This is a genomic window from Cryobacterium sp. TS_SC_7 (genome assembly GCF_056156285.1).
Map to the genome: position 1 here is coordinate 3,271,606 of NZ_CM149589.1, position 20,650 is coordinate 3,292,255.

The following is a 20,650-nucleotide window of genomic DNA, read 5'->3' on the forward strand; positions in this document are numbered from 1 at the left end:
GCCCTAGGCCAGTTCGGCTTCGATGGTGATCGGGATGCCGGCCAGCGCCTTCGAGATCGGGCAGTTGGCTTTGGCGTCCTCGGCGTACACCGCGAACTCCTCCTCGGTCAGGCCGGGAATCGTGGCGCTGACCAGCAGGTGGCTGCCCACGACGCCGACGCCCGCTTCGAACGTCACGGCCGCGGTGGTCTGGATGCTCTCCGGGGTGTGACCGCCGGCGCTGAGACCGTTGGCGAGGGCCATTGAGAAGCAGGCCGCGTGGGCGGCGCCGAGCAGCTCTTCGGGATTGGTCGTGTTGGGGGTGCCGACCGACCGCGCCTGCCAGGTGACGGGGAACTCGGCGGTCTTGGAGGAGTCGAGGGTGACGGTACCGCTGCCGGACTTCAGATCGCCGGTCCAGACGGTGGTTGCTTCGCTGGTGAGTGCCATGGTGTTGCCTCCTGAAAGTGGAGCTTCAGCCTAACCGGAGGCTCGGGCCACGTGGGGGTGCCTCCCAGCGAATGATCAGGCTACGGGGCGACCGAGGAGTCCGGCCCGAACCAGGAGCAGGTACATCTGGCAGCCGAGGCAGTAGTCGAACACAGCGTTGAGGAACGCCGCGACGAAGGCGATGGCCGCGCACACGCCGACCGCCGGCGCCACCCCGACCAGTCCGAGCACCACTCCGGTCAGCGTGACCAGCAGCCCCACGCCCTGCGCGAACGTGGGCGGCGCAGCGCTCTCCAGCGCCACCGGCGGGTTCAGTCGCGGGCGCAAGAACCTCTTGAACAACATGCTGTACGGGTGGCGCCCAGCGCCGGCGAACGCGCCCCAGGCGAAGAGGGCCGCGAGTCCGGCCAGGCCGACGAGAGCGGCGACGGATGCGCCGGTCAACGACAGGAACACCACCACCAGGAGCAGCCCGGCGGTGATCGCGGCACCGAAGCGCGGCCCGCGCGGGTCGAGGTCCGGCCGAGTGTCAGCGGGCGACAGGGGTGAGCTGGTCATGGGTGCTCCCGGTGAGGTGGTCGAGCTGCTGGAGGAGGTCGGACCTGTTCGGCACGCCGCCGATCCGGGCGCGCACCCGGCCCGATCCGTCCAGCACGAGCGTGGTCGGGGTCTGCAGGATCCCGAAACGGTTCGCGAGGTCGCGCCGGTGGGTGAGGTCCACGTCGACGTGCGCGACGCCGGGACGCTGCCCGGCCAGGCCGGCCAGCAACACGTGGGTGCCGGGGCAGCGCGCACAGTGATCGGTGGAGAACTGCACGAGCGTGCCGTTCGCGCCGAACGGAAGCCGGCTGGCGACATCCGCCGGCGTGAGCGGTGTGTCCTGCGCGGCCGTCGCGCCCGGCGCGACCACGGCGGCGCGCCCCTGACGGGCCCGCCAGACCAGGCCGAGCACGGTGGCTCCGGCGACGAGGGCCAGCACGAGGCTGAGCGCGATGATCGGGTCCATGCAAAGACGTTATCCGGCTTCCCGGCCGGTCGCCGGTGTGTGACGACACGTTACGTGGGGAGCAGGTATCGTTTAGCCGTGCCTGAAATCGAGTTTCGCAGCGATGTAACCGTTGAGCTGGTGCGTGCCAGCGCCCACGACTCCGATGTGCTGTTCGCCGCACGGGTGTCGACGCAGGGGGAGCAGACCCTGACCAAGGCCCTTCTCGAGGAATCGGACGACGCCGGAGCGAGCAAGGGCGACGCAGGTCTGATCAACTACCTGATGCGTGACCGCCACGGCTCCCCGTTCGAGCACAACTCGATGACCTTCTACGTGCAGGCGCCGATCTTCGTGTTCCGCGAATTCATGCGGCACCGCATCGCCTCCTACAACGAGGAATCGGGCCGCTACCGCGAGCTGAACCCGGTCTTCTACGTTCCGGCCCCCACTCGCAACCTCGTGCAGGTCGGCAAGCCCGGCGCCTACGACTTCCTGCCCGGCACCGCCGAACAGGCCGCCCTGGTCGACCAGTCGACCCGCGAGGCCTCCGCACACGCCTATGCGTCGTACCAGCGGATGCTCGACGCCGGCGTTGCCCGCGAGGTCGCCCGCATCGTGCTCCCGCTCAACATCTTCTCCTCGATGTACGTGACCATGAACGCCCGGGCGCTGATGAACTTTCTCAGCCTGCGCACCAAGCGGGAGGGAACCCACTTCCCGTCGTTCCCGCAGCGCGAGATCGAGATGTGCGCCGAGAAGATGGAAGACCAGTTCGCGCTCCTGATGCCGCTCACCTACGCCGCCTTCAACAAGAACGGGCGCGTCGCCCCGTAACGTGACGCCGCTGCGCTGCACGGGCGAACGCTGACCGGTAGCCTGTCTCTCGTGTCTATGTCTCAGAATCCCTTCGGCCAGGTCCTCGTTGCCCTGGTGACTCCCTTCACCGCCGACGGCGAAGTCGACTGGCCGGGGGTGGCGAAGCACATCGACGACGTCATCAACGCCGGAGCCGACGGCATCGTCGTCACGGGCACCACCGGTGAGACGTCCACCCTCACCGACGCGGAGAAGATCCGCCTGGTCGAGGTCGGCAAGGACGTCTCGGGCGGGCGCGCGAAGATCATCACCGGCGGCGGGTCCAATGAGACCGCCCACGCCATGCAGCTCGCCAAGCAGAGCGAGAAGGCGGGCGCCGACGGCAACATGATCGTCACGCCGTACTACAACAAGCCCACCCAGGCCGGCGTGCTCACCCATTTCCGCATGATCGCGGACGCCACCGACCTGCCGGTGATCCTGTACGACATCCCGGGGCGCACCGGCATCCCGATCGACTACAAGACGATCCTGCGTGCCGCTAAACACCCGAACATCCTCGCCGTCAAAGACGCCAAGGGCGACCTTGCCCAGGTCAGCCGGGTGCTCAACCAGACCGATCTGATGTACTTCTCCGGCGACGACCCCAACGTGCTGCCGCACCTGTCGATCGGCGCGACCGGGCTGATCGGCGTCACGGCGAACATCGCCGCCACCCCGTACCGCCAGATGGTCGACGCCGTCAACGCGGGAGACCTGAAGGCGGCCACCGCCGCGCACCGGCAGCTCGAACCTCTGGTGCGGGCCTGCATGACGCACGTTCCCGGAACCGTGGCGGTCAAGTACATCCTGCACGGCCTCGGCCGCATCAACAGCCCGCGCGTGCGCCTCCCTCTCGTCGGGCCGGAAGAGTGGGAAGCTGCTCAGATCGAAGACGAAATCGACCTGGTCAAGAACATCCCCGGGGTGGACTTCTCCAACTTCCGCCCGGACCGCAACGCCGCAGCCGGCGGCGCCCTGCCGAAGGTCGCCGGAACGACACGCTAACCGCAGCACCGAACCACCGAACCCTGAGGAGGGCCTGTGCCCATCGACGTGTACGACCCGGCCCCCCTGACGGCGGGAACCCTCCGCGTGACGCCGATCGGCGGCCTGGGCGAAATCGGCCGCAACATGACCACCTTCGAGATCGACGGCAAACTACTGATCGTCGACTGCGGGGTGCTGTTCCCCGAGGAGCACCAGCCGGGCGTCGACCTGATCCTGCCCGACTTCAGCCCGATCCGGGACCGCCTCGACGACATCCTCGCGGTTGTGCTCACGCACGGCCACGAGGACCACATCGGTGCCGTCCCCTACCTTCTGAAGCTGCGCGCGGACATCCCGCTGATCGGATCCGCTCTGACCCTTGCCTTCATCGAGGCGAAGCTCAAGGAACACCGGATCACGCCGTACACGCTGCAGGTCAAGGAGGGTCAGACGGAACGGCTCGGGCCGTTCAACCTCGAATTCGTCGCCGTCAACCATTCCATCCCCGACGCGCTGGCCGTGGCCATCAAGACCGCCGGGGGCACGGTGCTGCACACCGGCGATTTCAAGATGGACCAGCTGCCGCTGGACAACCGCCTGACCGACCTGCGCGAGTTCGCGCGCCTCGGCACCGAGGGCGTCGACCTGTTCCTGGTCGATTCCACGAACGCGGATGTCCCGGGCTTCACCCCCACGGAGCGTTCCATCGGCCCCGTGCTCGACGGTGTCTTGGCGCGGGCTCCCCGCCGCGTGATCGTGGCCAGCTTCTCCAGCCACGTGCACCGGGTGCAGCAGGTTCTCGACGCCGCCCACGCCAACGGGCGCAAGGTCGCGCTCCTGGGCCGTTCGATGGTGCGCAACATGACCATCGCCGCCGACCTCGGCCACCTGAAGGTACCGGAGGGCGTGCTGGTGGACTTCAAGAAGGCCGGTAACATCCCCGCGGAAAAAATCGTGTACATGTCCACGGGCTCACAGGGTGAGCCGATGGCCGTGCTCAGCCGGATGGTCAACCAGGACCACCAAATCGAGGTCGGCCCCGGGGACACCGTCATCCTGGCGTCGAGCCTGATCCCCGGCAACGAGAATGCGGTCTATCGCATCATCGACGGGCTGACCAAGCTCGGCGCAGCCGTCGTGCACAAGGGCAACGCCAAGGTGCACGTCTCCGGGCACGCCGCCGCCGGGGAACTGACCTACTGCTACAACATCCTGAAGCCGAAGAACGTGCTGCCCGTGCACGGCGAATACCGGCACCTCGTGGCCAACGCGAAGCTGGCGATCGAGACCGGCGTGCCGGAGGCGAACGTGCTCCTCGCCGAGGACGGCACCGTCATCGACCTGCGGGACGGCGTGGCGACGAAGGTCGGCCAGCTCGACCTCGGCTACGTCTACGTCGACGGGTCCACCGTCGGCGAGATCACCGAAGCCGACCTCAAGGACCGCCGCACCCTCGCCGAGGAGGGCTTCATCTCGATCATCATCGTGGTCGACGCGGCCACGGGCAAGGTGATCGTCGGGCCGGAGATCCACGCGAAGGGCTTCGCCGAAGACGACTCCGTGTTCGACGCCGTGCGGCCGAAGATCGCGGCAGCCCTGGCCGAGGCCGCCGAGCACGGGGTGCGCGACCCCGTCGCCCTGCAGCAGATCGTGCGCCGCACGGTCGGCCGATGGGTGAACACCGCGTTCCGCCGCCGCCCGATGATCGTCCCCCTGGTGATCGAGGCCTGACCCGGCCGGGGCGACGGATGCCGCGACGCCGTCGGCATTCTGGCGTGCCTGCACCCCAATGTCGGGGGTTCGAAGTACCGTAGTTGCATGGCTACGAGCACTAAGTCGAACGGTCGCGCCCGCAGCACGCCTGCGCGGGGCACTCCGGCGCGCAAGCCCGCAGCCCGCACCAGCGCCCAGAAAACCGTCAAGTTCACCGCGGTCGAGGTGAAACCCAGCCTGTTCGTGCGGTCCTGGATGGCCCTGGCCCACGTCACCGGCGGTGCCGCCCGCGCACTCGGCCCCGAGCAGCTCTCCAAGGAGGAGCGCCGCGACGGCCTGCCCTTCTTCCTCGTGCTCCTGTCGATCGCGGGCGCCGTGATCGAGTGGTTCCTGATCAACAACCCCGTGGCCCAGACCCTCGACGCGTGGAGCTTCGGCGGGCTGTTCGGCCGCGTCGCATTCGCCCTGCCCGTGATCATGCTGCTCTTCGCGCTCTGGTTGTTCCGCAAACCCAGTTCGGTGCACGACAACGGGCGCATCGGAATCGGCCTGTCCCTGCTGCTCGTCTCCGTGTCGGGCCTCTGCCACATCTTCGGCGGGCAACCGGCCCCGAGCGACGGCATGGAGACCCTCGCGCTGGCCGGCGGCGTCATCGGCTGGATGATCGCCGCACCGCTGATCTACCTGACGACGTCGATCGGTGCCACCATCGTCGTCATCCTGCTGCTGGTCCTGAGCCTGTTCATCATCACCAAGACCCCGCCCAACCGCATCGGCGAACGCAGCCGGGAACTGTACGCGTGGCTCTTCGGCGCCCAACTCCCCGATCCCGAGGAGCGTGCCGCGGCCCGGGAGGCCAAGCACGAGAAAGCCGTGCAGGTCGAACTGGACGGCGTCGACGACACCGATGAAGACCCCGGAGCCTTGCCCTGGTGGCGGCGCAACACGAGCAAGCGTGAGGAAGACCCCGACTTCGGCGGGGCACTCAGCACGGAGCACGGCTCCGGGTCGGGGACCGACGACCCCGGCGCGGCCGGCCCGCATGGGGCGGACCCGCTCCACACTCTGCTCGGAGGCGATAAACGGGGGAGTTTCGACACCGCCCTCGAGACGACCCCACCGGCCGTCGGCCCCAACAAAGATCACTACGGCACCGAGGTCCTCGAAGACCTGCTGCGGGCCGAAGACGCCATCAAACGGTTCACCGGTGCGATCGACCTGCCCCACGGCTCGTCGACCGGGCTCCTGGCCGACGACCAGACGGGACTGACCGAGGTCCTGCCCGGCTTCGGTGCGCTCAACCCGGCCGCGACCGGTGCCGGCGCCGATTCGACCGACGTGCCGTTGTCCCTTGTGCCCCCGGCCTCCCCGGCTGCCGACCAACCTGCCGTCCCCTATGTGCTGCCCTCGGACACGACCCTGACCAAGGGCCCGCCCGCCAAGGCCCGCTCGGCGGCCAACGACGAGATCGTCAAGTCCATCACCGAGGTGCTGAACCAGTTCCAGGTCGACGCGAAGGTCACGGGGTTCTCCCGGGGACCCACCGTCACCCAGTACGAGATCCAGCTCGGGCCCGGCGTCAAGGTGGAGCGGGTCACCGCACTGAGCAAGAACCTCTCCTACGCCGTCGCCTCCAACGAGGTGCGCATCCTCTCGCCCATCCCCGGCAAGAGCGCCATCGGCATCGAGATCCCCAACACGGACCGCGAGATCGTCACCCTCGGTGACGTGCTCCGCTCTCCGGCCGCCGCGAACAGCACCCACCCGATGACCATCGGCGTCGGAAAAGACGTCGGCGGCGGCTTCGTGCTCGCGAACCTCGCCAAGATGCCTCACCTCCTGGTCGCGGGATCCACCGGATCGGGTAAGTCCAGCTTCGTCAACTCGATGATCACCAGCCTGCTCATGCGCGCCAAACCGAGCGATGTGCGCATGGTGCTGATCGACCCCAAGCGGGTGGAACTGGCCGCCTACGCGGGCGTCCCGCACCTGATCACCCCCATCATCACCAGCCCGAAAAAGGCCGCCGAGGCCCTGCAGTGGGTGGTGAAAGAGATGGACATGCGGTACGACGACCTGGCCAGCTTCGGATTCCGCCACATCGACGACTTCAACAAGGCCGTCGTGAACAACGAGATCGTGCTCCCGGCCGGCAGTCTGCGCAGCCTCAAGCCCTACCCCTACCTACTGGTCGTGGTCGACGAGCTGGCCGACCTGATGATGGTCGCCCCGCGCGACGTCGAGGACTCGATCGTGCGCATCACCCAGCTGGCGCGCGCCTCCGGCATCCACCTCGTCCTCGCCACCCAGCGCCCCAGCGTCGACGTCGTCACCGGTCTGATCAAGGCCAACGTGCCGTCCCGTCTCGCTTTCGCCGTGACCAGCGTCACCGACTCCCGGGTCATCCTCGACCAGCCGGGCGCAGACAAGCTGATCGGCCAGGGCGACGCCCTGTTCCTGCCGATGGGCGCGTCCAAGGCCATCCGGGTGCAGGGTGCCTGGGTGAACGAGGCCGAGATCGAGCGCGTCGTCAAGCACGTCACCCTGCAGGCCCGACCCGACTACCGCCCGGATGTCTCCATGGTTGCCCCCCGCAAGGAGATCGACTCCGACATCGGCGACGACCTCGAGGTGCTCCTCGCCGCGGCGGAACTGGTGGTGTCGACCCAGTTCGGCTCCACCTCGATGCTGCAGCGCAAGCTCCGTGTCGGCTTCGCCAAGGCCGGTCGATTGATGGACCTGCTCGAGTCCCGTGAGATCGTCGGTCCGTCCGAGGGATCGAAGGCGCGCGACGTGCTCGTCTCCGTGGAGCAGCTGCCCGGCGTGCTGGCCCTGCTGCGCGGCTCCGATGCCGAACACCACGCCGCCACCGCCAGCGCACAGGCATCCGCTGCCCACCAGACGCCCGGCCCGCCGGATCCGCGCTACGCCGACGACCCGGTCGCCAAAATGTCGGAGGGGTACCCTGAAGAGGACGCTTCCCCCGATGAAGACGCCTGGCAACTGACCGACAGGGACTGACCCATGGCCACACCATCCACGCCGGTTGTCCGGCCCAGCAACTGGAACCTCCCGAACCTGATCACGGTCGTGCGCATCCTGCTCGCCCCGCTCTTCATCTGGATGCTTCTCGCCGACGCCGGCCAGGACGGCGCGCTCCGCTGGTGGGCGGCCGCCCTCTTCATCGTGGCCATCGCCACCGACGGGATCGACGGGGCCATCGCGCGCCGGCACAACCTGGTCACCGACCTCGGCAAGATCCTGGATCCGATCGCCGACAAGGTGCTCACCGGCAGCGCACTGGTCTGCCTGTCCATACTCGGCGAGCTGTGGTGGTGGGTGACCATCGTCATCCTGGTCCGGGAGATCGGCATCACCGTGTTCCGGTTCGTCATGCTGCGGGACCGGGTGATCCCGGCGTCCCGGGGCGGCAAACTCAAGACCCTGTTGCAGTCCGTGGCCATCTCGCTTGCGCTCCTGCCGCTCTGGCTCGTCTTCGGCGAGTGGATCTACTGGGTCAACTGGACCGCGATGGCGCTCGCCCTGATCCTCACGGTGATCACCGGCATCGACTACCTCGTGGCCGCGCGGCGCGAGAATCGCCGCCACCACGACCATGACTGACCACCCGACACCCACGGATGCCACGGCGCAACTCATCGCCGAGCTCACCCGTCGCGGCCTCACCATCGCCGTCGCCGAGTCCCTCACCGGCGGAGGCCTGACGGCCGAACTGATCCGCATCCCCGGCGCATCCGTCGTCGTCAACGGGGGAGTCGTGGCCTACCAGACCGCCCTGAAGCACACCCTCCTCGGAGTAGACCGGGCCCTGCTCGACGAACATGGACCCGTGCATCCGCAGGTGGCCGCTCAAATGGCCGCGGGGGTGCGCACCTGCCTGGCCGTCGACGGTCGGCCGGCTGATATCGGCGTGGCGACCACGGGCGTGGCCGGTCCCGACTCCCAGGGCGCTCAGGTTCCGGGAACCGTCTTCGTCGGCCTCTCCCGGGAGGGGGAGACGTCGGTCATCCCGCTCCGGCTGCACGGCGACCGGGCCGCTATCCGAGCGGCTTCAGCGGCCGCTGCCATCGAAGCTGTGTACCAGCTGATAGCCCGTGAACCGGTGGAATAGTTCCCCGAATTCGGCGGTTACAACGAGCGTATTCACAAGAAAAGCCCAGTCGTTGTCGGTAGTGTCAGGGTGTTGAAGGTTGTAGTACTCTTGCGATCCAACACACGAAACCTCCCGGTTGAGTGGGCGCCAGAAGTATCAAGCAGTACTCGATACGCACGACGAATCAGTACGAGAAGGAGGTTCCGATGATTCTTGTTCGACAGGAAATCGGCGATGTGCTCAGGGACTTCCGCCTGCAGAAAGGGCGCACACTCCGTCAGGTAGCGAGCAAGGCCAGCGTGGCCCTCGGATATCTGAGTGAGGTGGAGCGTGGCCAGAAAGAAGCCTCTTCGGAGATTCTGGCATCCGTTGCAGAGGCGTTGGAGACCCCGATCTCGGTCATCATGCGCGAAGTCGGCGATCGGCTCGCCGTCATCGAGGGAATCGATCGATTCCCCGACACCGTGCCCGACGAACTCGTGGCCACCTACGACGGCATGATGGTGCGCTAGTTCCACCGCATGCGTCTTAGCGAGTTCCGACAGGCTCTGAGCGACGAGTTCGGCGACGGCTACGGCCGCGTCCTCACTCGCGATCTCATCCTGACCCCGTTCGGATGCACCGCCGACCAGGCTCTGGCCGGCGGTGCTTCGGCGCGCGACGTCTGGCTGGCCCTCTGTGCCGAGACGGATGTCCCGAAGGCCCGCTGGTACGGCGCCGGCCTTCCCGCCGCCCGGGCGTAAGCGTTACGCACGTCCCTGACCGCGCACGGCATCCGCCATACTGGTGAGGCTCTGGCGGGTCCAGTCGGATTCTGACAGGGGCGGAGGGCAGAATGACGAAAAACGAAGACGTCGCACACCCAGGCAGCGGGGATCGGGCGCTCAAAAAAGTACGTCGTCGGGTGACATCGCTGCAGAGGGGGGCGCTGCAGGATGCGATCTTCAACAGTGCCAACTTCTCGAGCATCGCGACGGACGAGCACGGCGTCATCCAGATTTTCAACGTCGGAGCTGAACGCATGCTCGGATACACGGCAGCGGACGTCGTCAACCGGATCACACCGGCCGACATCTCGGATCCTGCAGAACTGATCTCCCGGGCAAGCGCCCTGAGCGACGAACTGGACACGCCGATCACGGCGGGCTTTGAGGCCCTGGTGTTCAAGGCGTCCCGAGGAATTGAAGACATCTACGAGCTGACCTACGTTCGCAAGGACGGGAGTCGTTTCCCCGCGATTGTGTCGGTCGCAGCACTGCGGGATGCGTCGGAAGCCATCATCGGCTACCTGCTGATCGGTACCGACAACACAGACCGCAAACAGGTCGAGGCCACGCAGGCACTGCTCGACCAGCGCCTGCGTGACCAGCAGTTCTACACGCGTTCGTTGATCGAGTCAAATATCGACGCGCTCATGACGACCGACCCCCACGGCATCATCACGGATGTGAACCAGCAGATGCTCACGCTCACCGGGCGCACGCTCGACGAGTTGCTCGGCGCCCCCTGCCGGAACTTCTTCACCGATCCGGTCCGGGCGGATGCCGCCATAGAGCGGGTTCTCGCCGAAAACAAGCTGAGCAACTACGAGCTGACCGTCCGCTCTCGGAACGGCGACGAAACGGAAGTGTCCTACAACGCGGCGACATACCGCGACCGCGACGACATCGTGCAGGGAGTCGTCGCGTCGGCGCGAGACGTAACCGAGCGCCAGCGATTCGAGCGTGCCCTCCAGGAGACCAACGCCGAGTTGCGGCATGCCAGCCGAATGAAGTCCGCCTTCCTCGCCACCATGTCGCACGAACTCCGCACGCCGCTGAACGCCATCATCGGATTCTCCGAGGCTCTCAAAGACGGCCTCGTCGGTGCCATGAGCGACACCCAGTCCGAGTACATCGGCGATATCCTCACCAGCGGGGAGCATCTGCTGTCCTTGATCAATGACATCCTCGATCTGTCCAAGGTGGAGGCAGGGATGATGAAGCTCGAGCTGGAGCAGGTCGACCTGGGCGGCTTGCTTGTGAACAGTCTCTCCGTCGTCCGGGGGCAGGCGGCGGCTCAGCGTATCCGGTTGGAAATTGAAACAGGTGACGACCTGGGGGCGCTGCGACTGGATCTGCGTAAAACCAAGCAAATTGTGTACAACCTGCTCTCGAATGCGGTCAAGTTCACCGCCGCCGGAGGATGCGTGACACTGCGCGCCCGCCGGGTTCCGCGCAGCGTCGTCGGCACGATGCCGGGATCCTGGCCGGTGCAGGACTTCCCTTTGCCCGAGAGCGATTGCCAGGAATTCCTGGAAATCTGCGTGGGCGACAGCGGCATCGGTATCTCCAAGGCCGGCATGGCCACGCTCTTTCAGGCTTTCCATCAGATCGACAGCACGCTGGCCAGAAAATTCGAGGGCACCGGCCTCGGCCTTGCCATGGTGAAACAGCTTGCAGGATTACACCGGGGAACCGTTGCCCTGGCCAGCGCGGAAGGCGAGGGCGCGCTCTTCGCGGTGTGGTTGGCGCTGCCGACAGCGGCCGTGACCTCTGGTGTGTCCGTCGAGGGAACGGAGGCAGTCGGCGACCTCCCGCCTTCTCCCACCGTGCTCAGCCGTCCTGCCTCGAGCTCCCACCGGGTGCTGATCGTCGACGAGGACCCCCGCGCGGTCGAAGTGATGGCCGCTCTCCTCCCGGCCCCCGGTCACGAGGTCGTGCGCGCCTACGGAGGACGTGAGGCGATCACGCTGGCGCTTCGGTTCCGGCCTGACCTGGTTGTGCTCGACCTGGTCATGCCTGACGTCACCGGGTTCGACGTCATCGACGCGTTGGGGCGGGACCCCGCGACGGCGCACATTCCAATCCTGATCGTGACTGCCCAGCCGGTCTCGCCGGGGGAGCACCTGGCGCTCAACGGCGCGGTGGTCAGGATTATCGGTATTGTGTACAAAACGGGCTTTGATGGCACCCATTTCGTGGACGAAGTCGCTCGCGCACTGGTGCCGAAGTAGAGGGCTTGGCACTGACACAAGGGGGGCATCATGGTCCGGACGCTGATCGTCGAAGACAACGCAACGAATATGAAGTTGAGCGCTCTCCTTCTGAGCAGTGCCGGCTACACCGTGCTGCAAGCTGTCGACGCGGAGGCCGGCCTGGCGATGGCCCGCCGTGAACGGCCGGATCTTATCCTGATGGACATCCAGCTGCCCGGCATGGACGGACTGGCCGCGACTGCCCTGCTGAAGCAGGATCCGGTCACCGCCGGCATCCCCGTCATCGCGCTGACCGCGATGGCGATGAAGGCCGACGAGGAGCGGGCCCGACTCGCCGGGTGCGACGCCTACATCTCCAAGCCGCTGCGCTACGCGGAGTTGACCCAGGTCATCGAGGCCCTCCTCATGGCCGGAGGCCCCCCCGGTCAGGGACAGGCCGACCCTGCGACGTCGGCACCGCCCTCCGAGCCGGCGGCCGAGGCAGAACCGCTGATTCGGTCCGGCCCCTTGGATGTGAGCGCGCTCGAGAACCTCGTCGGGAACGACCCGGTCGTCGTACTCGAGTTCCTGGCCGAGTTCAGGACGGGCGCGGTCCGCATTGCGCAGGACCTGCAGGAAGCCAGCATTCAGGGCCGGGCATTCGAGGCGGGTGAGCAGGCTCACAAGCTCCAGTCGTCGGCGCGCGTCGTGGGCGCGCATTCGCTCGCCGACCTGTGCGCGGACATGGCGTCGGCGGGGCAAGCCGGTCGGACCGGGACGCTCAGTGAGATGCTTCCTCTGTTCGGACACGAATTCGACGCCGTGATTGCTCTCGTGGATCAACTCTGCAGTCCGGCGACGAGTGACGATGCCTGAATCGCCCGTCCGCATCCTTGTGCTCGACGACGAGCCCTTCATGAACAAACTGCACACACATATGCTCGCCGAGCTGGGCTATGACTCGGTGCGGGCATGCGAGAACGGTCCGGCCGCGCTGGAATTGGTGGAGGCCCCGTTCCCGCCGAACCTGATCCTTCTGGATCTGAACATGCCGGGGATGGACGGAATCGAATTCGTTCGCGAACTGGTCGAGCGCGACTACGTGGGCAGCCTCATCCTGATCAGCTGCGAAGACGAAAGCGTTCTGCGCATGGCGGCTGCCCTGGTGCACGCGCACGGGATCTCGGTCCTCGGCCAGATGACGAAGCCCATCTCACCGGCGGTGCTGGCCACGATGGTGAACTCCTGGTCGCCGCCCCCCGCCCCCCGCGAATCCAAGTCGTACGGCCCGGACGAGCTGCGGTCCGCCCTCGCGAACGGCGAGCTGGAGAACCACTACCAGCCCCAGGTCGACGTCGTGACCGGCGACCTTATCGGTGTCGAGACGCTCGTGCGCTGGCGCCATCCGACTGATGGCCTGATCTTCCCCGACCGATTCATTGGTGTTGCCGAACAGCATGGACTCATTGACGAGCTGACCCGTGTGGTGCTGGTCGGTGCGCTGGCGCAGGCAGCTGCCTGGCGGCAACTGGGCATAAAACTGCGTGTGGCCATCAATATTTCGATGGACAACCTGAAGTCAGTGGATTTCGTCCAGAAGGTTCTCGATGCGGCGGCGGCGACCGACGTCGCACCGCAGGATGTCATTCTCGAGGTGACGGAGAGCCGGCTCATGCTGGACCAGCGCGCGCCGTTGGAGATCCTGACGCGGTTTCGCCTGAAGCGCTTCCAGCTCTCGATCGATGACTTCGGGACCGGTCACTCCTCGCTGGCCCAAATGCGCGACATTCGCTTTGACGAACTCAAAATCGATCGGAACTTCGTTCACCAGGCCTCGCATGACAAGACAGCGCGGGCGATGTACGGCGCCAGCCTCGGCCTGGGGAAGCAGCTGGGCATGACGGTCGTGGCCGAAGGAGTGGAGGACCGCGTCGACTGGGATCTGGTGCGCCGAACGAAATGCGACCTTGCCCAGGGGTATTTCATCGCGCGCCCGATGCCGGCTGCCGACATGGAGGGCTGGCTCCAGTCCTGGGCGGCGCGATGGCCGGAGCTGGATTACTGAACCGCCACCCTGCGATGCGGTCGCCGGGGGTTTCGACACGCCGCTGACCAGATTCATGGGTTGCTCGAATGCGTGTTCGCTTTTGATAGGCTCCTCAACAGCAGGAGTCGCATTCGATCCATCCACTTCCGCGGCAGCCCCCGATCAAGTGTCGGTGGCGCCACGTACAGTCGGGGTTGTCATCGACAGAGAGCACATGCCTTGTTGAGAGCGGGTGCCGGGGTCCTCCCGGCAGCCAGGTTCGACAGCCTATAGGCGCCGAAACGCACGACCGAAGGAGACCACTCATGGCATCATCAGCAGATCGCGAAAAGGCACTCGACACCGCCCTCGCGGCCATCGACCGCCAGTTCGGCAAGGGTTCGATCATGCGTTTGGGCAGCGACGAACGCGCCCCCGTCGAAACTATCTCCACCGGGTCGATTGCGTTGGACGTGGCTCTCGGCATAGGCGGCCTGCCCCGCGGCCGGATCGTCGAGATCTACGGGCCGGAGTCCTCGGGTAAGACCACCCTCACCCTGCACGCCATCGCCAACGCTCAGAAAAACGGCGGCATCGCCGCGTTCATCGACGCCGAGCACGCCCTCGACCCCGAATACGCCCGCAAGCTCGGCGTCGACATCGACGCCCTCCTCGTCTCGCAGCCCGACACGGGTGAGCAGGCCCTGGAAATCGCCGACATGCTGGTGCGAAGCGGGTCCATCGACCTGATCGTGATCGACTCCGTCGCCGCCCTGGTGCCGCGCGCCGAGATCGAGGGCGAGATGGGCGACTCGCACGTCGGCCTCCAGGCCCGGCTGATGTCGCAGGCCCTGCGCAAGCTCACCGGTGGACTGAGCCAGACCAACACCACCATGATCTTCATCAACCAGCTGCGCGAGAAGATCGGTGTCTTCTTCGGCAGCCCCGAGACCACCGCGGGCGGCAAGGCGCTCAAGTTCTACGCGTCGGTGCGCCTCGACATCCGTCGGATCGAGACCCTGAAAGACGGCACCGAGGCCGTCGGTAACCGCACCAGGGTCAAGGTCGTCAAGAACAAGATGGCACCGCCCTTCAAGCAGGCCGAATTCGACATCATCTACGGCATCGGCATCTCCCGGGAGGGCAGCCTGATCGACTTCGGTGTGGACCACGGCATCGTCAAGAAGTCCGGCGCCTGGTACACCTACGACGGCGACCAGCTGGGCCAGGGCAAGGAGAATTCGCGCAACTTCCTGCTGCGCGAGGCGGACATGGCCAACGAGATCGAGCAGAAGATCCTCTTCAAGCTCGGGATCAGCCCGGAGGGTGCGGCAGCCAAGAAGGCTCAGGCGGCAATCGACGCCGCGGCGGCGCTGGTGACCGCGGCGGCCGCCAAGGAAGCCGCCGCCGCCAAGGCCGAGGCCGTTCAGGCGCGTCTCGCCGCCCGCAAGGGGGCGTAGCGCATGGTCCACTTCGAGCCGGCCGACGAAGTCGCATCGCTGAGCGCAGCACGCCGCAAGAGCGCGGCCCGCGGCACCAGCGCGGGGCGGGCTTCCGCGGCACATTCGGCCGAGCCCGGAGTGGCCGAACCCAGCGGGGAACGCCTGGCGCCCGTCGCCTACCTCGGCGGTGCCGCGCCGGCGACCCTCGCCCCGGTCGCTTCCGCTCCCCACGTCGGCCCGCCCGACAGCGATGCTCCGTACGCCGTCCCGTACGGCGTCGACGGCGCGGATGAGGCTGATGGTGACGAAGAGGAAGAAACCCCGGAGAGCGCTGCGGCGCGGGCCGTGGTCGACCGTGAGCGTGCCGAAGCGGTTCTGCTGCTGCGTCTGCGTGCACGGTCACTGTCGGCATCCGAGGCCCGCGCGGTTCTGGCCGGAACCGAGATCGACCCGCACGAGATCGAAGAGGTCATCGAGCGCTTCATCGAACTCGGCTACATCGACGAGGGGCGACTCGCCGACCAGATCGTGCACAGCCACCACGAGCGCAAGGGACTGGGCCGCTCCGGGGTGCAGGCCGAGATGCGCCGCCGCGGACTCGACTCGGAGCTGATCGTCGAGAAGCTCGACGAGATGCCCGACGACGAGACGGAACGGGCCATCGAGATCGCGTGCAAACGGGTGGGTCAGCTCAGCCGGCTCGATGACCAGACCATCGATCGCCGGCTGAACGCGTTCCTGATGCGCAAGGGGTACAACTCGTCCATCGTGCGCGTCGCGGTCAAGGCGGCCATGGACTCCCGCGGCGGATCGACGTCGCGCGTCCGGTTCCAGTAGTCCGTGGTCCCGGGGTCGGGGCCGGCTCCGGACGCAGAACCGACCACGGCCCGGTTTCGCAGGTCCCCCGCGTAAGCTGGAGTCACTATGACCAGCAGCACCGCCACGCCCCCCTCACCCAGCCTCAGCGCACCGACCCTGATTGCTCCGTCGTCGGCGGCGCACGACTCAGAGGGACGCACGCGCACCTACGAGGTGCGCACTTTCGGCTGTCAGATGAACGTGCACGATTCCGAGCGGCTCAGTGGCTCGCTCGAGGCGGCCGGCTATGTGCCCGCCAACGGCGCGGAAGCCGACATCGTCGTGCTGAACACCTGCGCGGTGCGCGAGAACGCCGACAACAAGCTCTACGGCAACCTCGGTCAACTGGCCTCGGTCAAGCGTCGCCACGACGGCATGCAGATCGCCGTCGGCGGTTGCCTGGCCCAGAAGGACAAAGACGTCATCCTGAAGAAGGCCCCCTGGGTCGACGTCGTCTTCGGCACGCACAACATGGGATCCCTGCCGAGCATGCTCGAGCGAGCCCGGCACAACGGCGAGGCCCAGCTGGAAATCCTGGATTCCCTCGAGACGTTCCCGTCCACCCTGCCCACCAAACGCGATTCGAGCTACAGCGGTTGGGTCTCCATCTCGGTCGGCTGTAACAACACCTGCACGTTCTGCATCGTGCCCGCGCTGCGCGGCAAGGAGAAGGACCGTCGGCCCAGCGAGATCCTCGCCGAGGTGCAGTCCCTGGTCGATGACGGGGCCATCGAGGTCACTCTGCTCGGCCAGAACGTCAACTCCTACGGGGTGGAATTCGGAGACCGGCTCGCGTTCGGCAAGCTGTTGCGCGCGGTCGGCCAGATCAAGGGACTGGAACGCATCCGTTTCACCAGCCCGCACCCGGCCGCCTTCACCGACGACGTGATCGACGCCATGGCCGAGACCCCCTCGGTCATGCCGCAGCTGCACATGCCGCTGCAGTCCGGGTCGGACCGGATCCTCAAGGCCATGCGTCGCTCCTACCGGTCGGCGCGGTTCCTCGGCATCCTCGACCGGGTACGCGCGCAGATGCCGCACGCCGCGATCAGCACCGACATCATCGTGGGTTTCCCGGGGGAGACCGAGGAGGACTTCCAGGAGACCCTGCGGGTTGTCGAACTGGCCCGGTTCGCGACCGCCTTCACCTTCCAATACTCCATCCGTCCTGGGACTCCCGCGGCCACGATGCCCGATCAGGTCCCCAAAGAGATCGTTCAGGACCGTTACGAGCGCCTCGCGGTGCTGCAGGAGCGCATCTCCTGGGAGGAGAACCAGACCCTGGTCGGTCGCGAGGTCGAACTCCTCGTCGCCAACGGCGAGGGCCGCAAGGATGCCGACACACACCGGCTCAGTGGCCGGGCACCCGACAGCCGGCTCGTGCACTTCGACGTGCCGGCAGGATCCGAACAGCCCCGGCCCGGCGACCTGGTCACCGTCACCGTGACGCAGGCCGCCCCGTTCCACCTGATCGCCGACTCCGTCGACGGGGCGCCGCTGCGCATCCGCCGCACGATCGCCGGCGATGCGTGGGACCGCCTCGAGGCTGAGTCCTGCGGCGTGCCCAGCCACGGTGGTCCAGTCGGTGCGCCCGGAGCGGTGTCCCTCGGACTCCCCACCCTGCGCGTGGGGTCGCCGGTCACGAGCGCCTCCAGCACCACTCCGATCTACGACGTCACCGACGGGGAGCGCTAGGCCGGTGCCCGCTCCGAAGCCGGCGGTCGCTGCTCCCGGACCGATCGGCGCCGAGCCGACGCTCGTCGTCATCGTCGGGCCGACCGGCACCGGAAAGTCCGATCTCTCGCTCGACCTCGCCGCACGCCTGGCCGGGGACGGGCGTGCGGCGGAGATCATCAACGCCGACGCCATGCAGCTCTACCGCGGCATGGACATCGGTACGGCCAAGTTGAGCGTGGCGGAACGCCGCGGCATCCCGCACCACCTGCTCGACGTGCTCGCGGTGACCGACGAGGCCACCGTCGCCCGGTTCCAGACGGAGGCCCGTGCGGCGATCACCGATGTGCTCTCCCGCGGCGGCGTGCCCATTCTGGTCGGAGGATCCGGCCTCTACGTGTCCTCCGTGGTCTACGACTTCCAGTTCCCCGGCACGGACGCCGCGCTGCGCGCCCGACTCGAGGCGGAGTTGACCGAACAGGGCCCCGGCGCGCTCTACGCCCGGCTCAAGGCCGTGGACCCCGTCGCGGCGGCTCGCATCGGCGCCAGCAACGGGCGTCGCCTGGTGCGTGCCCTCGAGGTGGTGGAACTGACCGGGGCACCCCATACCGCCGCTCTGCCCGACGAACCCGTCTACTGGATGCCCGCGGTCACCGTGGGCCTTCGCGTGCAGCGCGCCGAGCTCACCCCCCGCCTCGACGCCCGGGTGGAGGGGATGTGGGCCCGCGGGCTCGTCGAGGAGGTGCGCGGCCTGATCCCGGACGGGATCGAAAGCGGCGTCACCGCCAGCCGGGCCATCGGCTACGCCCAGGCGCTCGGCCAACTGGCGGGAACGATCAGTCAGGCGCAGGCAATCGAGGAGACGCAACAGATCACCCGCCGGTACGCCCGGCGTCAGGTGAGCTGGTTCAAGCGCTCCGCAGACACGCACTGGATCGACGCCGGCGCCCCGGACCGGGTCGCCCTGGCGCTGGCCCGTCTCGCCGACCCTGCCCAGCCGGCCGAACACTGGACGCCCGGCCCGGCCTCCTAAACTGATTCCATGGGTATTGATCTGCTATTCACCAAGGGCCACGGCACCGGCAACGATTTCGTGCTTTTCTCCGACCCGGACGGGCAGATCGACCTCACCCCGAGCCAGATCCGAGCGGTCTGCGACCGACGTTTCGGAATCGGCGCCGACGGCATCATCCGCGCGGTGCGCTCCAAGAACCTGGCCGCCGGTGCGGCCGCCCTCGCCGAAGACGACGGTGCCGACTGGTTCATGGACTACTGGAACGCCGACGGCACCGTGTCCGAGATGTGCGGCAACGGCATCCGGGTCTACACGCGTTTCCTGGTCGAGCAGGGGCTGGCCACCCTGGACCGGGGTGAAACCCTCAGCATCGGCACCCGCGGCGGCGTGCGCGACGTGCAGCGCGGCGCGGCCGGCTACCAGGTCGACCTCGGCCGGTGGCGGCTCGATGGGGGCGAACCGCTCGTGCGGGCGAAGAACCTGCCCGTGGCCCGACCCGGCCTCGGCATCAACGTGGGCAACCCGCATGTGGTCGTGGCCCTGGCCGACGACGACGAACTCGCCGGCGTCGACCTCACCTTCGTGCCCCAGCTCGACCCGAACCCGGCCGCCGGAGCGAACGTGGAATTCGTGCTGCCGCACGACCCGCTGATCGTCAACGGCGTCGGCCGCATCCGGATGCGGGTGCACGAGCGCGGCAGCGGTGAAACCCTCTCCTGCGGCACCGGCGCGGCCGCCGCGGCCCTCGCCACCCGGCACTGGGCCGGCGCGGGCGCCCCCAATCAATGGCAGGTCGAGGTCACCGGCGGAACGCTGGGGGTGCGCATGTTCCCGACCGAAGACGGCGAACACGTGTCCCTCTCCGGCCCGGCGGAACTCGTCTTCGACGGGGTCTTCCACCTCGGCTGAGCCGCGCCGACCGCCGCGCAGGTCCGCGGGGCGGGCTAGCTAGCCCTTGCGGTCGACCCGCAGCACCCGGAAGCCCTTGCTGATGGAGTGGCGAGAGGTGCTGAACTCGTCGGGAAGGTCACCGTCGAGCCAGCGCTGCAGGGAATCGGAGCCGAGGTTGCGCTGCACGACGAGCCAGGCATCCGAACCCGGCTCCAGGCGCGGCAGCCAGGTGCGCAGCATGGTGTGCAGTTCGGTCTTGCCCACCCGGATGGGCGGGTTCGACCAGATGGTGCGGAAAGTGACATGGGCGGGCACCTGCTCGGGCAGCACCGCGGTGACGTTGGTGAGGCCGAGCTTCTCGGCGTTCAACCGCACCAGGTCGAGGGCGCGCTCGTTCACGTCCACGGCCCAGATCGTGGCCCGCGGGGAGGCGAGAGCCAGGTGCAGGCTGATCGGGCCCCAGCCGCAGCCCAGGTCGAGGAAGTCACCGCCGGGCGGAGGGGTGGGCGCGCTGTTCAGCAGCACCTGCGTACCGGTGTCGATGTGGTCGGGACTGAACACCGAATTGGCGGTGGTCAGTTCGCGGGTCTGGCCGCCGAGTTGCACGGTCACCTGGCGCAGTTTCAGGGTGTTGTCGGGCGCCGGGGTGAAGTAGTGGTCGGAAGGCATAGAGGGAACTTACCAAGCATCGAGGAACTA

The 20,650-nt window shown here is 67.4% G+C and carries 20 protein-coding genes; 16 read left to right on the forward strand and 4 right to left on the reverse strand.

Features of this window, described 5'->3' with window-relative positions; all coding sequences use genetic code 11:
• Positions 1-3: 3 nt before the first annotated feature.
• The 3 genes from AC0J5J_RS15030 to AC0J5J_RS15040 all read right to left on the reverse strand — a co-directional run bounded on the left by AC0J5J_RS15030 (position 4) and on the right by AC0J5J_RS15040 (position 1,435).
• The gene (locus AC0J5J_RS15030; RefSeq protein ID WP_134425634.1) at positions 4-429 is read right to left on the reverse strand and encodes an OsmC family peroxiredoxin; all 426 of its coding nucleotides are present in this window, start codon (positions 427-429) and stop codon (positions 4-6) included.
• A gap of 75 nt (positions 430-504) precedes the next feature.
• Complete coding sequence (locus AC0J5J_RS15035) at positions 505-987, reverse strand: DUF4395 domain-containing protein (protein WP_474898738.1); 483 nt, start codon at positions 985-987, stop codon at positions 505-507.
• Positions 959-1,435, reverse strand: coding sequence for a TlpA family protein disulfide reductase (locus AC0J5J_RS15040; RefSeq protein WP_474898740.1), 477 nt, complete (start codon positions 1,433-1,435; stop codon positions 959-961). Before AC0J5J_RS15040 ends, AC0J5J_RS15035 begins: the two co-directional genes overlap by 29 nt.
• Positions 1,436-1,513: 78 nt before the next feature.
• Here AC0J5J_RS15040 and thyX point away from each other — a divergent pair, with 78 nt between their 5' ends.
• From thyX to dapF, 16 genes are all read left to right on the forward strand, one after another.
• Positions 1,514-2,251 carry an FAD-dependent thymidylate synthase gene (gene thyX / locus AC0J5J_RS15045; RefSeq protein ID WP_474898742.1) on the forward strand — a complete coding sequence of 246 codons (738 nt, stop codon included), beginning with the start codon at positions 1,514-1,516 and terminating at the stop codon, positions 2,249-2,251.
• 51 nt (positions 2,252-2,302) lie between these two features.
• Positions 2,303-3,280 (forward strand): 4-hydroxy-tetrahydrodipicolinate synthase, encoded by a 978-nt coding sequence (gene dapA / locus AC0J5J_RS15050; RefSeq protein ID WP_134425630.1) that lies wholly within the window; start codon positions 2,303-2,305, stop codon positions 3,278-3,280.
• Positions 3,281-3,316: 36 nt separating this feature from the next.
• On the forward strand, positions 3,317-4,993 hold the full coding sequence (locus AC0J5J_RS15055) for a ribonuclease J (protein ID WP_474898743.1): 1,677 nt from the start codon (positions 3,317-3,319) through the stop codon (positions 4,991-4,993).
• Between the two features lie 87 nt (positions 4,994-5,080).
• Entirely contained in the window at positions 5,081-7,996 is a 2,916-nt protein-coding gene (locus AC0J5J_RS15060; protein ID WP_474898745.1) for an FtsK/SpoIIIE family DNA translocase, read from the forward strand.
• A gap of 3 nt (positions 7,997-7,999) precedes the next feature.
• Positions 8,000-8,599, forward strand: a complete 600-nt coding sequence (gene pgsA, locus AC0J5J_RS15065; protein WP_474898747.1) for a CDP-diacylglycerol--glycerol-3-phosphate 3-phosphatidyltransferase — start codon at positions 8,000-8,002, stop codon at positions 8,597-8,599.
• Positions 8,592-9,107 carry a CinA family protein gene (locus AC0J5J_RS15070; RefSeq protein ID WP_474898749.1) on the forward strand — a complete coding sequence of 172 codons (516 nt, stop codon included), beginning with the start codon at positions 8,592-8,594 and terminating at the stop codon, positions 9,105-9,107. The genes pgsA and AC0J5J_RS15070 overlap by 8 nt, the downstream gene beginning before the upstream one ends.
• 188 nt (positions 9,108-9,295) lie before the next feature.
• Positions 9,296-9,601 carry a helix-turn-helix domain-containing protein gene (locus AC0J5J_RS15075; protein ID WP_134425625.1) on the forward strand — a complete coding sequence of 102 codons (306 nt, stop codon included), beginning with the start codon at positions 9,296-9,298 and terminating at the stop codon, positions 9,599-9,601.
• A 9-nt stretch (positions 9,602-9,610) separates the two neighbouring features.
• Entirely contained in the window at positions 9,611-9,832 is a 222-nt protein-coding gene (locus AC0J5J_RS15080; protein ID WP_474898751.1) for a DUF3046 domain-containing protein, read from the forward strand.
• Positions 9,833-9,924: 92 nt separating this feature from the next.
• A complete protein-coding gene (locus AC0J5J_RS15085; RefSeq protein ID WP_474898753.1) occupies positions 9,925-12,084 on the forward strand; it encodes a hybrid sensor histidine kinase/response regulator in 2,160 nt (719 codons plus the stop codon).
• A 30-nt stretch (positions 12,085-12,114) separates the two neighbouring features.
• Positions 12,115-12,921 carry a response regulator gene (locus AC0J5J_RS15090; protein WP_474898755.1) on the forward strand — a complete coding sequence of 269 codons (807 nt, stop codon included), beginning with the start codon at positions 12,115-12,117 and terminating at the stop codon, positions 12,919-12,921.
• Positions 12,914-14,110, forward strand: coding sequence for an EAL domain-containing response regulator (locus tag AC0J5J_RS15095; RefSeq protein ID WP_474898757.1), 1,197 nt, complete (start codon positions 12,914-12,916; stop codon positions 14,108-14,110). The genes AC0J5J_RS15090 and AC0J5J_RS15095 overlap by 8 nt, the downstream gene beginning before the upstream one ends.
• Before the next feature lie 287 nt (positions 14,111-14,397).
• A complete protein-coding gene (gene recA / locus AC0J5J_RS15100) occupies positions 14,398-15,531 on the forward strand; it encodes a recombinase RecA (protein ID WP_134425623.1) in 1,134 nt (377 codons plus the stop codon).
• A 3-nt stretch (positions 15,532-15,534) separates the two neighbouring features.
• The gene (locus AC0J5J_RS15105) at positions 15,535-16,350 is read left to right on the forward strand and encodes a regulatory protein RecX (RefSeq protein ID WP_474898759.1); all 816 of its coding nucleotides are present in this window, start codon (positions 15,535-15,537) and stop codon (positions 16,348-16,350) included.
• An 87-nt stretch (positions 16,351-16,437) separates the two neighbouring features.
• Positions 16,438-18,066 (forward strand): tRNA (N6-isopentenyl adenosine(37)-C2)-methylthiotransferase MiaB, encoded by a 1,629-nt coding sequence (gene miaB, locus AC0J5J_RS15110; protein ID WP_474898760.1) that lies wholly within the window; start codon positions 16,438-16,440, stop codon positions 18,064-18,066.
• Positions 18,067-18,070: 4 nt separating this feature from the next.
• Positions 18,071-19,078, forward strand: coding sequence for a tRNA (adenosine(37)-N6)-dimethylallyltransferase MiaA (gene miaA, locus AC0J5J_RS15115; protein ID WP_474898762.1), 1,008 nt, complete (start codon positions 18,071-18,073; stop codon positions 19,076-19,078).
• Between the two features lie 9 nt (positions 19,079-19,087).
• Positions 19,088-19,969, forward strand: coding sequence for a diaminopimelate epimerase (gene dapF, locus AC0J5J_RS15120; protein WP_474898764.1), 882 nt, complete (start codon positions 19,088-19,090; stop codon positions 19,967-19,969).
• Positions 19,970-20,008: 39 nt separating this feature from the next.
• Here dapF and AC0J5J_RS15125 read toward each other — a convergent pair whose 3' ends face one another.
• Positions 20,009-20,620 (reverse strand): class I SAM-dependent methyltransferase, encoded by a 612-nt coding sequence (locus AC0J5J_RS15125; RefSeq protein WP_474898765.1) that lies wholly within the window; start codon positions 20,618-20,620, stop codon positions 20,009-20,011.
• Between the last annotated feature and the right edge of the window lie 30 nt (positions 20,621-20,650).